The organism is Burkholderia theae (genome assembly GCF_048565265.1).
Lineage (GTDB): Bacteria > Pseudomonadota > Gammaproteobacteria > Burkholderiales > Burkholderiaceae > Burkholderia > Burkholderia theae.
This window is the reverse complement of record NZ_CP183462.1, coordinates 1036321-1050782: the sequence shown is the minus strand read 5'-3', so window position 1 is coordinate 1050782 and position 14462 is coordinate 1036321. Positions and strand designations below refer to the sequence as shown.

Below are 14462 nucleotides of genomic sequence, written 5' to 3'. Positions count from 1 at the left end.
GTCAGGCTCCCGCCACGGATTGCAGCGACATCGCGCCCGTCTCGAGATCGAGGTCGGAGCGCAGCACGAATTCGAGCGGATGCGGGATCGACCACAGCGTGCCGCGGATCTCGAACAGCAGCACGTTGTGGCGCCGTTCGCCGGCCCGGCCGCCCTGCGCGTCGAGCACGCTGCGGACCTCGACGCTGTCGGGTGCGATGCGCGGCTCGAAACGGACGATCGCGTCGCGGATCGACGCCTCGACCGACATCCGCTCGACGCCCGACATCGGCTTGCCGACGAGCGGCCGCATGCCGTAGTTGAGCACCGACGCCTGCGCATGCGCGAACGCCGACCAGTCGACGAAGCCGTCCTCGGCGTTGCGCGTGTTGAGCAGCCACGCGAGATCGCGCAGCACCGCCGCGCGCAGCCGCTCGGTACCGATCCATTGCGCGCCGGGTGCTTCGGTCGTGCGGTGCGGTGCATCGTCGGTGAGCCGGTCGAGCAGCGCGGGCTGCAGCCGGTCGCGCAGGCTGCCCTCCCGGCCGTCGCGGGTTCGCGAGTCGTCCATGGTCGTCTCCGTGCGGGTTCGACCCGTCACATCTCGGTGTTTTCCTTGATGTTCCAGCCGACCGTCACCTCGGCGCCCTTGCCGCCGTTGTCGTTCTGCTGCCAGTACTGCTTCTTCACCTTCGCGGCCTGGAAGCCGTAGTGCATCATCAGCCGGTCGGCGACGTCGCCCGGGTCGATACCCGCGACCTGCGCGGACGTGACGAGCACTTCCTGCAGCGTCACGCGCATGAATTCGACTTGCGTGCCGCCCGTCTTGCACGCCGAAATCTCGACCGAAGAAAGATGCTTGCCGTTCGCGCAGTTCTTGATGATCGCGGGCGCGCCCTTGTCCATGTACGCGGCGACGACGAGATCGTTGAAGCTCGCCTTGCCCGCGTTGCCGCCGCTGCCGCTCGCCATCGCGCCCGGCTGGCTCGCGCCCCACGTGAACGACTGGATGTCGGTCCAGCCCTTGTGCTGCGCGTCGGCCGATTCGCCGGTCACGCCGTCCACCTTCATAAACATTGCCACGCCCATTGCCGTCTCCGTTTCGGTGCGATGTCAGGTTGAATGCCGGTTGCCGTTCACTCGTTTGCCGCCTTCGCGGTCGGCAGCCGCGAGATGAGCCGCAGCGACACGGTGAGCCCTTCGAGCTGGTAGTGCGGTCTCAGGAAGAATTTCGACGTGTAGTAGCCGGGGTTGTCCTCGACCTCGTCGACGACCACCTGCGCGGCCGCGAGCGGCTTGCGCGCCTTGGTTTCCTGCGACGAGTTCACGGGGTCGCCGTCGACGTAGTTCATGATCCAGTCGTTCAGCCAGCGCTCCATGTCGTCGCGTTCGCGGAACGAGCCGATCTTGTCGCGCACGATGCACTTCAGGTAATGCGCGAAGCGGCAGCACGCGAACAGGTACGGCAGGCGGCCGGACAGCCGCGCGTTCGCGGTCGCGTCGGGATCGTGATACTCGGCCGGCTGATACAGCGACTGCGCGCCGATGAACGCCGCGAAATCCGAGTTCTTCCGGTGCACGAACGGCATGAAGCCGTTTTTCGCGAGCTCGGCCTCGCGGCGGTCGCTGATCGCGATCTCGGTCGGGCATTTCTGGTCGACGCCGCCGTCGTCGGTCGGGAACGTATGGCTCGGCAGCCCTTCGACCGCCCCGCCCGACTCGACGCCGCGGATCGACGAACACCACCCGTACTGCTTGAACGAGCGGTTGATGTTCGCGGCCATCGCGTAGGCCGAATTCGCCCACGTATAACGATCGTGGTTCGCGGCGTCGGTATCTTCCTCGAAATCGAATTCGTCGACCGGGTTGGTGCGCGCGCCATACGGCAGCCGCGCGAGAAAACGCGGCATCGCGAGGCCGACGTAGCGCGAATCCTCCGATTGCCGCAGGCTGCGCCACGCCGCGTATTCGGTGTTCTGGAAGATCTTCGTCAGGTCGCGCGGGTTCGATAGCTCCTGCCACGAATCCATCTGCATCAGCTCCGGCGACGCACCGGCGATGAACGGCGCGTGCGCGGCCGCCGCGATCTTCGACAGCTCGCCGAGCATCTCGACGTCGGGCGGGCTGTGGTTGAAATGGAAATCGCCGACGAGGCAGCCGAACGGTTCGCCGCCGAACTGCCCGTACTCTTCCTCGTAGATCTTGCGGAACAGCGGGCTCTGGTCCCACGCGACGCCCTTGTAGCGCTTCAGCATCCGCGCGACCTCGTTGCGCGACGCGGGCAACGCCTTGATCTTCAGCAGCTCGTCGGTCTCGGTGTGCGTGACGAGGTAATGCAGGCCGCGCCAGGCGCCCTCGAGCGTCTGGAACTCGTCGTGATGGAGGATCTGGTTGATCTGCTCGGACAGCTTCCGGTCGATCTCCGCGATGATCTGCTTGACGCTGCCGTACGCGTCGGTCGTCATGCCGACCGTATGTTCGAGCGCCTGCTGCGCGAGCGTGCGCACCGCGCGCTCGACCGACTCGCGTGCCTCGGCGGTCTTCGGCTTGAATTCCTTTTGCAGCAGCGCGGCGAATTCGTCGTGCGCGACGGCCGGCTGCGCGGCGTCGCGCGCGTCGGCGCGGGATTGGACGGGGTCATTCATTGCGGGCCTCCGGTTGGGTCGAGTCGCGGCGCTGCGCGGGCTCGGGCGGTTCGCGCACGAGCGTCTTCAGCAGGTCGGGATCGTTGATCGCGCGCTCGATCAGCTGTTCGGCACCGTGCTTGCCGTCCATGTACGACAGCAGGTTCGACAGCTCGGTACGCGCCTCCAGCAGCCGGCGCAGCGCATCGACGTTGCGCGCGATCGCGGCCGGCGAGAAATCGTCGATCTGCTCGAACGTCATGTCGACGTTGAGCATCCCTTCGCCCGTCAGCGTGTTCGGCACCTGGAACGCGACGCGCGGCGCGACCGACTTCATCCGCTCGTCGAAGTTGTCGACGTCGATCTCGAGAAACTTGCGCTCGGGCAGATCCGGCAGCGGCTCGGCACGCTTGCCCGCCAGGTCCGAAATCACGCCCATCACGAACGGCAGTTGCACCTTGCGCTCGGCGCCGTAGGTCTCGACGTCGTACTCGATCTGCACGCGCGGCGCCCGATTGCGCGCGATGAACTTCTGTCCGCTGCCTGCCGCCTTGGTTCTGTCCGTCATCGTCTACTCCTTCGCATCGATCAGGTTGCGCAGTCCGTGGTCGCCGCCCGTGTGGCGGCCCCTTTCGTTCGTTCGTTTCATTCGCTTCGCTCGCCGCTCAGCAGGTCCAGCTTCGGCAAACTCTCCGGCGCGAGATCGCGGATGATTTCGTAGAAGTCGAGCGCGAGCAGCCGCTGCGCGCGCCGCAGCAGCAGCGGCGCCGGATGGCTCGGCTCGTGCAGCTCGAAATAGCGGCACATCTTGTCGAGGCCGAGCCGCACGTCGTCGCGGCTCGTGACGTCGGCATCGCGCCACGCATGGCCGTTCGGCATCGCCGCCGGCGCGGGTTGTGTGCCACCTGCCTGTAACGCGTCTCCGGATGCCGCCTGCAGCGTGGACACCGCGCCGTCCGGCGCACCCGGTCGCGGTTCGGGCAGCGGCACTTCGCGCACGATCCGTTGCAACGCCTTCTCCGCGTCGCCTTCATCGGGCGCCCATTCACGGCCGAGCTTGTCCGTCACGCATTCGCGTATCGCATCCAGCGCGTGCAACGCGGCACGCGCCGCGTCGAGCGGCGTCGTGCCGTCGTCTCGTGCGGCCGACAGCGTAGCGACCAGGCTGTCGCGGCTGCCTGCCACGGAGCCGCCCGCGTCGTCGCGGCCGTCGAGCAGCCGCTCGGCGTCGCGCACGCTCGGGCCGCCGTCGAACAGCGGCTGGCGGCGCGCCGCACGCGCGCAGTCGTGCGCGCCGGCCACGTCGGCGAGCGCGTTCATCCGGGGCGTCGGGTCGGGTTCGCCGTCCGCGTCGAGCCGCGGATGCAGGTCGTCCCACCGGCGCTCGAGCAGGTTCGCGACGACCGCGAGCGCGTCCGCATAACCGGGAATGCCGTGCTGCTCGGTCCAGCTGCGCGCGAGATACGCGACGACGCGCAGGTCCTTAGTGCGCGCGGACAGCGCAAGCGCGAGCCGCTCGACCGTGCGCCAGTCGGGCGCCTCGGCCGGGATCACGGTGTCGCCGTACTGCTGCTCGGCGCGCGGCGTCGCACGCTCCTGTAGTTGCAGGAACTCGGCGTCGTATTCGAGGTTCGCGCCGCACGGCGCATCGGGCGCGACGTCCGCGAGCAGCCCGCCGATCACGTCGGCGCGCGGCGTTGCCCACGGTACGCCGCGCGACCCGGGAGCAAACGCGGCGGCGGCCAGCGCCGCCTGGCTGATGTCATTCGAATGCATAGTCGATGTTGATCGGTTTGCTGCCGAAATCGACCGCCAGCGTGCGACGCATCGGCGGCAGCGAGCCGTTGCGGATCTCGATCTGGTACACGCCCGGCGTCAGCGACACCGAGCGCAGCGGCGGGCTCGCGCCGCGCCGTGCGCCGTTCACGTAGACGTCGCCCCACGGCCGCACGTTGAAGCGGACCTGGACGGTTTCCTGCGTCTTCGGCGGACGTGGCTCGGCAGGCAGCACGTTCACGGCGGCGATGGTCGTGTCGGTTTCCGGCGGTGGTGGCGGAGTTGGCGTCGTGGTCGGCCGCGCGGCGACTTCCGACGGCGGCACGTTGACGACGCGCTCCGACGCGTCGAGGCTGCCGGCCGGCGCGATAGTCGAACGGGAGCCGGCTTGCGACGGGGCCGGGTTCGTGATGGTGGTCGCGACCTGCGGCGCGGCGGCAGCGGCCTCGACGGCTGGCGTGCTGGCCGGTGCGGCGGCGACGGGCGGCGGCGGAACCTGTTCCGACGATCCGGCCGGCAGGCTCGACGGCGGCACGACGGTCGGCGTCGGTCCGCTCTGGGCCAGCGTGGCGTCCGGCGCGCTCGCGGGCGACGATGTGCCGGCCAGCGGCTGGCTCGCGCCGGGCGCGGCCTCGTCGGCGACGCGGGCGGGACGCGACAGATAGGTCGCGGCGAGCCCGATGGCGATCAGCGCGACGAGTGCGCTACCGACGTAGACGGGAATGCGGCGGTTGCGTGCGGGGCCGGGTCGAATGCCGGACGGTGTGGATGCGCCGCCCGACGATGATGCCGATGCGGCGGGATACGGCGCGGTCGCGCTGGCAGCACCGGCATTCGGGCTCGTATTCCCGGCATCCGCTGCACCACGCTTTCCGATGTCGGCGTCGGCGCTTGCCGGTCGCGTACCGGCCGCGGGTGGTTCCTTTGCGCGCTCGCTTTCACTGCTGCCGGGTCCATCGGACCCGACCGGCTGCGCCGCGCGCACTGCCGACGCTGCTATCGTTCCCGCAGCCGCAAGCGCGGCGCCTTGCGCGGCCGCCGTCGATGCCGATGGCGCACCGGACATCGCAGACGAAGCAGATGCGGTCTCCGCCGGCACCGCCAAATCATCCGTCCGCCCGGGCCGCGACGACGGCGTGCCCGACGCGGTCCTGCCCTCGCCGATAGCCGCGGCAGCACCCGCCGACGCGGTACCGGCCGCGGCGGAAGCATCACCCTTCCCGTCCCCGCCGTTGCCCGCATCGCCCGCCGGAGGCACGACCGCCGCGCCATACCCCCCACCCGTCCGGTCGAAATCCCGCAACCCGAGTTCCGCCGCGAACGCCGCGACCGATTCCGGCCGATCCGGAATCCGCAACTGCAGCGCATGATCGACCGCCGCGAGGAACGCCGGGCTGTACACCTCGCCGGCCGGCAACTCGCGCGACGCGAGCGGCCGGTACGTGTCCTTGATGCTGCGCACGACGGCCGCGGGCGGCAGTTCGCCGGTAATCATCGCGTGCATCACCGCGCCGAGTGCATAGAGATCGGTCCACGGCCCCTGGCTGAACGCGGGGTCGTCGGTGTACTGCTCGATCGGCGCGTAACCGGGCTTGATCATCATCGCGCCGTCGTCGACGAGATCGCCGATCCGTTTGCGCGCCGCGCCGAAGTCGAGCAGGATCGCGCTGCCGTTCGGGCGGATCAGCACGTTGTCGAGCGCGACGTCGCGATGGAAGCACTGCGCGCGATGCAGCGTGTCGAGCGCGCCGAGCAGCGCGGCGACGATGTTACGCAACTGCGTCTCGCTGATCCGCATGCCGCCGTCGAGCAGTTGCTTGAGCGTGCGCCCTTCGTAGAACGGCATCACCATGTACGCGGTGCCGTGGCTTTCCCAGAAGTGCAGGACCTTGACGAGCCCCGGATGGTCGAATTGCGCGAGCAGGCGCGCCTCGTTGAGGAACGCGCCGCGCCCCGCGTCGAACGCCTGCGCGAACCGCTCGGAACGCAGCGACACCGTGTAGTCGCCGCCGCGCGTCGCGAGCATCGACGGCATGTACTCCTTGATCGCGACCGCGCGCCGCAACGTACGGTCGAACGCGCGATAGACGATCCCGAAACCGCCGATCCCCAGCACCTCGTCGAGCTGCAGTTCGCCCAGGCGATGGCCGAGCGGCAGCGGCCGCACCGTGAATTCGGATGCGTCGCCGCGTGTCGCGGTGTCGTGCTCGTTGTCTCTCGATCCTGGGTCCTTCATCTCCACCACCTCTCGAAACCGCGTCCTTTCTGCTTGTCGCTCACGCCGCGCCCGGCGGCCCGCTACCCTCCGCCGAACAGCGTCAGGAACAGCGCGTTGTCGGGCGTGCCGGTATGTGCGTGCGTGCGCAGCGGCGATCCGTCGGCGCGGTTGGTCCACCAGAAGCTGGTGCCGCCGTGCGGATCGAAATAACCGGACAGCCCCGGCCACGCTGCCGGCGCCGGCCGCTCCGGCAGCGCCGCCGGCAAACCGTCGACGATGTCCGCGAGCGTGCCGCCGCCCGGCGCGAGCCGCACGCGCTCGAGCGTCTGCTCGAGATGACCCGGCGCGTGCGCATGGCGGATCGCGTCGAGCAGCGCATGGCCGACCTGCCAGTAGAACGCGTCGGCGGCGTCGGGCAGCCCGTTCCAGTAATCGGCCGCGCGCATCGGCAGCGTGACGATCACCGGGTAGTAGCGCCCCACGCGGTCGCAGCTCGGCGCGAGGCAGCCCGGCTGCACGCACGACGCGCCGGCACCGGCCGGGATCAGGAAATTCCAGACCGGCGCGACCGTGTAGTGGCGCTCGATCTCGTCCGCGCCGCGCTGACGCATCGCGGCCATCCCTTGCAGGAGCCAGCGTTCCCACCAGAGTGCGAGCGCATGCGGCAGCCGGCTGTTCACGAAGTCGCCGGCGCCGGGAATCTTCCCGTACCAGGCCGGCGCGTCGCCATCGGCGCGCGCGAGCGGCGGTGTCGGGCTCATGGCTTCGGAGGGCATGTAAAGGACTCCATCTGGGGCAGCCTGAACGGATTGCGGACACTGCCCGCATTCACCTGCAGCACGATCGGTTTGCCGTCGACCGTGAAGCGCGCAATCATCTGGTCGGAGCCGCGCCCGGCCGACACGCCCGCGCGGTCGAACAGCCGGTGCAGCGCCCACGGCCCGTCGGTCGTGAAGCCGTCGGTCGTACCGGCCTGCCCCGACACCTGCAGCCGCACCTGGTTGCTGCCGCGCGGGCCCGGCCAGTCCACCGCGCTCTGCACGAGCGGGCCGTGCGCGTAACGGACGATCTGCCCGTCGACGTCGAGCACCATCTCCGTGATCGACGGGTCCATTTCGAGCGGCTGGATCTGCACCTTCAACTGCGCGGTGCGCGCTGCGCCGCCGAAATAGACGTCGCGGATCACCGCGGCCTTCTCGAACGACGCAAGCATCTCGGCCGCCGACGGATCGGCATCCGCATTCCGGTTCGCGAAGCGCCACGGGTGCGATGTGGTATCGACGATCGACTGCAGGTTCTTCTGGAAGAAATCGTCCATCAGCCCGCCCGGCGCGAACATCTGCGCGAAGTCCGCCGGCGCGACGTCGCGCGACGATCCGCGCGCGAACGGATAACGGCCCGCGATCGCCTGCCGGCAGAAATCGCCGACGTTCGCGCCGGCGCGCTGCATGACGCTGCGCTGCTCGACGGTCGCGACGCTGCCGTTCGCGACGTTCGACAGGTCGTCGAGTACTTCGCGGAATGGCGTCGGCAGGCGGCCGGCCTGCGCACGCAGCCGCGCGGGCGCGTCGGACGGCGGCGGTTGCGCGCCGCTGCGCAGCGCGTCGTCGGTGGCCGTCAGGTAGGTGTACAGCGCGTCGATCGATTTCAGCACCGCGTCGAACGCCTGCGCCTGGTCGCCGCTGCCCGGTGCGAACGTGCGAAGCCCGGCGAAGTGGCTGTCGATCACCTGCTCGGCGCTCGCGGGCGCCGCCGCGGACGGATTCGCGTCGCTGGCCTGGCCCGCGAAGATCTGCGACAGCGAGCTGCGTGCCTCGTCGACCTTGTCCTGCGCACGCGACGCGAGATTGCGCGCCCCGCCCGGCGCATCGCCGAGCGCGGTGTCGCGCGCGAGCGCGACCATCAGCCGCGTGAGCGGCGAATCGGCCGACGACAGCGCGCGCGCGACCTGGATGCTCTGCGCGAGCGTCGCGGTGCGCTGCAGCTTGATGTCCGCGAGATAGTCGTCCCAGATCTTCAGGTAGTCGTTCAGGTAAAGCTGGCGGATGTCGCGCGCCCAGGCGGCCGCATCGTTCGGCCCGGGGATCTCGGACAATCCAAGGTTCAGCACCCACACTTCCTCGCGCCCGTACGCATCGACCTCGCCGGCCAGGCGCGGCGCGAACACGTTGCGATAGCCGTTGCGCGTATAAAGGCCCGGCACGCCTTCCGACAGCGGCTTGCCGCTCTGTCGCCGGAACACCAGCGACGCGTCGGGGCCGACCGCGCGCGCGACGCTGAAGTCGAACGCGGACGTCGCCGGGCGCAGCGTGCGCGTGAGCTGCCGGTATAGCCGCTGCGAGAACGGCACCTGCCGCAGCCGGTCGCGCACGTCGGCCACGAGCCGCTCGTTCATCGGATACGGCGACACCGCGACGCGGCTGCCGAACAGCGCGGCGAGATGCGCGCGCAGCGCCGAACGTTCGGCCGGCGAGAAATCGGGCGGTAGCGCGCGCTCCATTTCCAGATCGACGACGGCCTGCACGAACGCGGGATCGTAGTGCGCGCTGTCGTACAGCATCAGGTACGCCTTCAGCGCCGCATACGCGTATTCGGTCTCGTCGGGCCGCGCGTCGCGCAGCGCGGCCTCCATCCGGCTCGCGGCGATCGGCAGCAGCACGTCGTCGAGCGCGCGCCGGTACACGGCGTCGACGGCCTCGTCGATCTTCTCGCCCTGGAACAGCCCCCACCGATACGCCAGCGGCGGATGCGACAGGTCGACGCCGCCCGCGTTCGCGAGGCTGCCGAGCGCGTCGAGCACGGGCAGCAACCGGGCGATGTCGGTCGCGTCGGAGAACTTCGCGCCTGCGATCTGCGCATCGACGGCCGGCACGCGCGCGGCGATCTGGTCGAGATACGCGCGGTTGTTCGAATAGCTGCGCAGCCACGCGACCAGCACGGCCACGCATACCAGCGCGAGCAGCGCGTAGCCGGCGATCTGCAACACGCGCCGCTTCTGATGCCAGCGCAGGTCGCTGCCGGCCAGCGCCGATTCGCGGAAGATATGTTCCTGCAGCAGCGACTTCAGGAAGAAGCTGCGCCCGGTCGAGCCGACCTGCGCGACCGGCGGCACGCCTTCGATCTTCAGGAAGCGCTTGATGCCGCTCATCACGCGATCGAACGCGGTGCCTTCCTGCGTGCCGCTCGTCAGGTAGACGCCGCGCAGCATCGGCATCGGCTCGAAGCTCGAGACGGAAAACACCTCGGCGACGAACTGGCCGAGCATGTCCTGCAGGTCGGCGATCTGCTGCGGCAGCAGGTACGTCATCTCGCGCTGGCGCGCATCGGTCTGCGCGGCCAGCAGTTCGGGCAGCCCGTCGTTCAGCCGCTGGTGCAGCAGCCGGTATTCGCGGTCGAAGGCCGCGCGCAGGTCGAAGCCGGGCGCCTCGCTCTGCGCGAGCGGGAACGTGAAGCCCCACACCTGTGCGCATTCCGTGCGGCCGTAGTTGCCGAAATACTCGGCGAAGCCCGCGAGCAGGTCGGCCTTCGTCACGAGCAGATACACGGGAAAGCGGATGCCGAGCTGCGCGCGCAGCTCGAGCAGCCGCTTGCGCAGCACCATCGCGTGCTGCGTGCGTTCGATTTCCGATGCGCCGAGCAGGTCGGCCACGCTGATCGTCAGCATCGCGCCGTTCAGCGGCTGGCGTGTGCGGTACTTCTTCAGCAAATCGACGAAGCCTTTCCACTCGGCTTCGTCGAGCGCACGGTTGCCCTCGTGCGTCGTATAACGGCCGGCCGTGTCGATCAGCACCGCGTCGTTCGTGAACCACCAGTCGCAATGGCGCGTGCCGCCCACGCCGCGAATCGCCGCGCGGCCGAACTGCTCGGCGAGCGGAAAGCTGAGCCCGGAATTCACGAGCGCGGTCGTCTTGCCCGAGCCCGGCGCGCCGATGAATACGTACCACGGCAACTGATACAGATACTGGCGCGACATCCGGTCGAACCAGCGCGGCAGGCCCTTGCGCACCGTGTCGGCTTGCCCGAAGCGGACTTTCTTCAGCAGCGTCGCGGCTTCGTCGAAGCGGCTGCGCAGTTCGTCGAGCTGCGCTTTCGCCGGATCGTCGGCGGTGGCCGGCCCCGGCACGGCCTCGCGAAGCTGGTTCAGCAGTTGCGCGTTGAGGCGGCCGGCGCGCCAGCTGCGCCACGCAACGCGCGCGCCCCACGCGGCGAACAGCACCGCGATCGTCAGCCCGCGTGCCCAGCCGCTTTCGAGCGGCCGGATTTCGGCGAACGCGAACAGCGGGCCCGCGAGCCACACGAAGCACGCGAGCACGACGAGACCGGCGAAGGTCCAGATCTCCCGCGACGGCAACGGCCGGACGAAACGCGCGACAGCCTGGTTCATGTCAGTTGGCCCCCTGCGTCGCGCCGACGGCGGCACTGCCGGGCGCCGGCAGCAGCGTGATCTCGACGCGCCGGTTCAGCGCGCGGTTCGCGGGCGTATCGTTCGGCGCGACCGGATCGAGCGTACCGCGCCCTTCCGCCGCGAGCCGCTCCGGATGGTCGAGCCGGGCCGCGATCATGCTGCGCACGGCTTCCGCGCGTTCGCGCGACAGATCCCAGTTCGACGCGAAACGCGCCGTATGCACGGGCGTGTCGTCGGTATAGCCGGTCACGCGCACATTGCCGGGCACCTTGTTCAGCGCGTCGGCGACCCGCGCGAGCACCGGCGCGTAACGGTCGATCACCGATGTCGAGCCGGACTTGAACAGCCCGTCGCCGCGCAGCACGATCACGCTGCGATCGGCGTCGTCGCGCACCGACACGAGGCCGGCCGCGATCTCGGGTTCCAAAAACTTGCCGATGCGCGGCGCCGGCGCCGGGCGCGGCGGTGCCTGCGCGGGTTGCAGTTTCGGCACATGCAGCGCGTCGATCGACGCGAACAGTCGATCCGAATGCCCGGCGAGCGCGATGCGCAGCCCGACGAACACGCCGAAGCCGATCAGCAGCGCGAGCGCCACGCACACCCACAGCGGCACGACGAAACGGCGCGCGACGTCGCGCGTGACGACGTCGCGCCAGTGCGGCGACAGCGCGGGTTCGAATTCGCCGCGCACCGAGCGGATCGTCAGCGCGAGCTGGTGGCGCAGCGCATCGAGTTGCGCGTGGCCGTTGTCCAGCACGCGATAACGACCCTCGAAGCCGAGCGCGAGACAGAAGTACAGCAGCTCGAGCAGGTCGAGATGCTGGCGCGGCTGCTGCGACAGGCGTTCGAGCAGGTGGAAGAACTTCTCGCCGCCCCAGGTCTCGTTGTGGAACGACACGAGCAGGCTGTGCGACGACCACACGCTGCCGCCCCACGGCGTCAGCGCGGCCGCCTCGTCGAGCGCCGTGCACAGGCAGTAGCGCGCGCCGATGATCGCCTCGGACGGCACGCCGGCTTCCTGCGCGCGCGCCTCGAACTGACGGATCTCGACGACGAGATGCTCGCGCAGCCACGCCGGATTCGGATGATGGACGGTCGAGCGGATCTGCGGCACCAGGTTGAGCAGCGGGTTCGCGGCCGCGACGAGCGGGTTCGTGCCGCTCGCGGCCCAGCGCCCGGGCCGCGGCTGCGTGGCGGTCGGCCCGGCCGGACCCGCCGCGCCCGCCGTGGCGGCCGGATGCATACCGCCCGGATTCGGCGGCACGAATCCGCCGGCGCCGGCGGAGATCGAATCGGAGGAAGAATTCATCGCGATGTCCGCCCTCACCCGCGTATCGCCCAGAACTCCATCGAGAGCCCCGGGAATTCGCCGGCGAAATGAAAAGCGAGACCGCCCGAGCGCGCCAGTTGCTTCCACAGGTCGCTGCCCTTGTCGATCTCGAAGTACGTATGACCCGCGTGATACGGGATCTGCCGCGGCGCGACCGGCAACTGGCGCATCGTGATGCCCGGCAGCTGCAGCTGCACGAGATCGCGGATCCGCTCGACGGGCCCGAGCTTCGCCTGCGCCGGAAAGCGGGTGCGCAGGCTGTCGGCCGGCACGTCCGCGCGCACCGCGAGCACGAAGCCGGCCGTGTCGCGCAGCGCCGGGTCGGCGAGCGTCGCGACGCGGATGCCGTTGCCCGCATCGCGCAGTTCGATCTGGATCGCGTTCTGTTCGAGCACCGTCGACAGCGATCGGCGCAGTTCCGTCATCAGTTCCGCGAAGCTCGTGCGCAGGTCGTCGTGCACGTAGACCGCGAGCGACTGCGGGCGCCGGCCGGCCGCCGTGAACGTGCTCAGGTCGCACGCGAGCTTCAGCCAGTCGCAGAACAGCGCTTCCGGATGCGTCGAAACGTGCTGCTGCGCATGCCAGGTCAGCGCGAGATAGCGGTTCACGAGCTGCAGCAGCAGGAAATCCGCGACTTCCGACACGCCGCCGCGCCCGGGTTCCGACAGCCGTTCCGCGAGCGCCTCGCTGCGTTGCGTGAGCAGTCCGTGCAGTTCGCGCGCATACGCCAGCAACACGGCATCGCGCTGCGCGACGAGCCGCGGCGGGATGTAGCCGTCGTCGACGAGCAGCCGCGCGTCGGTGCGCCGCTCGACGATCCGCGCGACGCCGAGCGCGTGCCAGTCGCCGGTCAGCTCGGCTTCGAGCATCAGCCGCATGTTCAGGCGCCCCGTCTGAAGCAGCGCGGGGCCGAGCGCGACGGCGTTCGCGTCGGCCACTTCGTATTCGCGCACGACGTAGCGCGCGACGTCCGCATTGCCGTTTGCGCCATTTGCACCGTTTCCGCCGTTAGCGGCGCCCGCGCCGAACGACACTTCCTCGCCGCCGCCGCGCCACAACGGCAGCGCGAGCACGACGAGCTGGTCCTTCGCGTCGGCGGGCACGTCGAGCGGCTCGGGGAGATCGTCCGGATGCGCCAGGTCGAACGGCGTGCCGTCGCGCATCACGCCCGATGCGGCACGCAGCGCGACCTTGCCGAGCGCGAGCTGCTCGCGATCGATTTCCAGCGCGTCGAAGCCCCAGTAGAAGCCTTGCAGCGGCAGGCAGCGCAGCGCGACGTAGCGTTCCCAGTGCCGTTCGAGCTGCTGGAAATGCTGCGGCCGCAGGAACATCCCTTCGGTCCACACCACGCGCTGGCGGAGTGCCGCGACCGGCGTCGCGGACATCGTCGGTTCGGTCATGGGCGCCCCCGCGCGTCGTTCAGCGCGATGCCGCCGTTCCTGACCGCGATCGACAGCTTCAGTTCGCCCGGCGACGTCTGCCAGAACTTGTAGAGATTGAGCTGCTTCGCGCGCGGCAGCGGCACCGTCAGCCGCCAGCGATTCTTTTCGAGCACGCGGTATTCGGCGACGACGCCGATCGCGCCGGCCTCGACGTTGCCGCGATAGTGCAGCGTGCGCGAGTCGCCCGGCCGCAGGATCACGCGGTCGGTGCCGAGCAGGTCCGCGCCGAGCACGTTCTCGGGCTTGTCCTGCAGCGAGAAGAAATCCGCGCTGTCGAACGCCGATGCCGCGCGCAGCTGGAACACCTTCAGCACGATCGGCGACGGTTTGCGGTTCATGTCAGGGTTGACGTCGGGCGCCACGTCGACCGTGATCGCATACGGCACCGCCGCGGCGTGCTCCGTCGCGCCGCACCCCGGAAGCAGCAACACGCATCCCCATACGATGAGACTGCTCGACCGCCATTGCATATTCACCCTCGCCACCCAATAGCCATTCGCCGATCCTGGACTACGGAACCGGATGGTCTGATCAAAAAAGGGACAATTAATTGACCGGTAATTGTGTAACTCGAATATCCTTCCATTGCAATTTGTGCCGGCAAATCGTTTTTTGTAAAAAGCCGGGTCAAATCATCCGTGGTTTGTAAAAATGAATTTGGCGAGATGACAGGTAATTTGATTGAGTT

At 69.3% G+C, this 14462-nt stretch carries 11 protein-coding genes; all 11 read right to left on the bottom strand.

What is annotated here, in order from left to right:
* Position 1: 1 nt before the first annotated feature.
* The 11 genes from tssE to tssJ all read right to left on the bottom strand — a co-directional run bounded on the left by tssE (position 2) and on the right by tssJ (position 14244).
* A complete protein-coding gene (tssE, locus tag ACN22W_RS22195) occupies positions 2 to 550 on the bottom strand; it encodes a type VI secretion system baseplate subunit TssE (RefSeq protein ID WP_419689421.1) in 549 nt (182 codons plus the stop codon).
* Positions 551 to 576: 26 nt separating this feature from the next.
* A complete protein-coding gene (locus ACN22W_RS22190) occupies positions 577 to 1068 on the bottom strand; it encodes an Hcp family type VI secretion system effector (protein ID WP_027791618.1) in 492 nt (163 codons plus the stop codon).
* Between the two features lie 47 nt (positions 1069 to 1115).
* On the bottom strand, positions 1116 to 2624 hold the full coding sequence (gene tssC / locus ACN22W_RS22185; protein ID WP_419689420.1) for a type VI secretion system contractile sheath large subunit: 1509 nt from the start codon (positions 2622 to 2624) through the stop codon (positions 1116 to 1118).
* On the bottom strand, positions 2617 to 3171 hold the full coding sequence (tssB, locus tag ACN22W_RS22180; protein WP_419689419.1) for a type VI secretion system contractile sheath small subunit: 555 nt from the start codon (positions 3169 to 3171) through the stop codon (positions 2617 to 2619). Before tssB ends, tssC begins: the two co-directional genes overlap by 8 nt.
* A 77-nt stretch (positions 3172 to 3248) precedes the next feature.
* Positions 3249 to 4379: a type VI secretion system protein TssA gene (tssA, locus tag ACN22W_RS22175; protein ID WP_419689418.1), complete on the bottom strand. Its 1131-nt coding sequence runs from the start codon at positions 4377 to 4379 to the stop codon at positions 3249 to 3251.
* A complete protein-coding gene (locus ACN22W_RS22170) occupies positions 4366 to 6615 on the bottom strand; it encodes a protein kinase domain-containing protein (RefSeq protein WP_419689417.1) in 2250 nt (749 codons plus the stop codon). The genes tssA and ACN22W_RS22170 overlap by 14 nt, the downstream gene beginning before the upstream one ends.
* 62 nt (positions 6616 to 6677) lie before the next feature.
* Positions 6678 to 7358, bottom strand: a complete 681-nt coding sequence (tagF, locus tag ACN22W_RS22165) for a type VI secretion system-associated protein TagF (protein ID WP_419689881.1) — start codon at positions 7356 to 7358, stop codon at positions 6678 to 6680.
* Positions 7355 to 10981, bottom strand: a complete 3627-nt coding sequence (gene tssM / locus ACN22W_RS22160; protein WP_419689416.1) for a type VI secretion system membrane subunit TssM — start codon at positions 10979 to 10981, stop codon at positions 7355 to 7357. Before tssM ends, tagF begins: the two co-directional genes overlap by 4 nt.
* A 1-nt stretch (position 10982) precedes the next feature.
* Positions 10983 to 12311 (bottom strand): DotU family type VI secretion system protein, encoded by a 1329-nt coding sequence (locus ACN22W_RS22155; RefSeq protein WP_419689415.1) that lies wholly within the window; start codon positions 12309 to 12311, stop codon positions 10983 to 10985.
* Between the two features lie 14 nt (positions 12312 to 12325).
* Positions 12326 to 13732 carry a type VI secretion system baseplate subunit TssK gene (tssK, locus tag ACN22W_RS22150; RefSeq protein ID WP_419689414.1) on the bottom strand — a complete coding sequence of 469 codons (1407 nt, stop codon included), beginning with the start codon at positions 13730 to 13732 and terminating at the stop codon, positions 12326 to 12328.
* Positions 13729 to 14244: a type VI secretion system lipoprotein TssJ gene (tssJ, locus tag ACN22W_RS22145; RefSeq protein WP_129514904.1), complete on the bottom strand. Its 516-nt coding sequence runs from the start codon at positions 14242 to 14244 to the stop codon at positions 13729 to 13731. Before tssJ ends, tssK begins: the two co-directional genes overlap by 4 nt.
* Positions 14245 to 14462 lie beyond the last annotated feature (218 nt).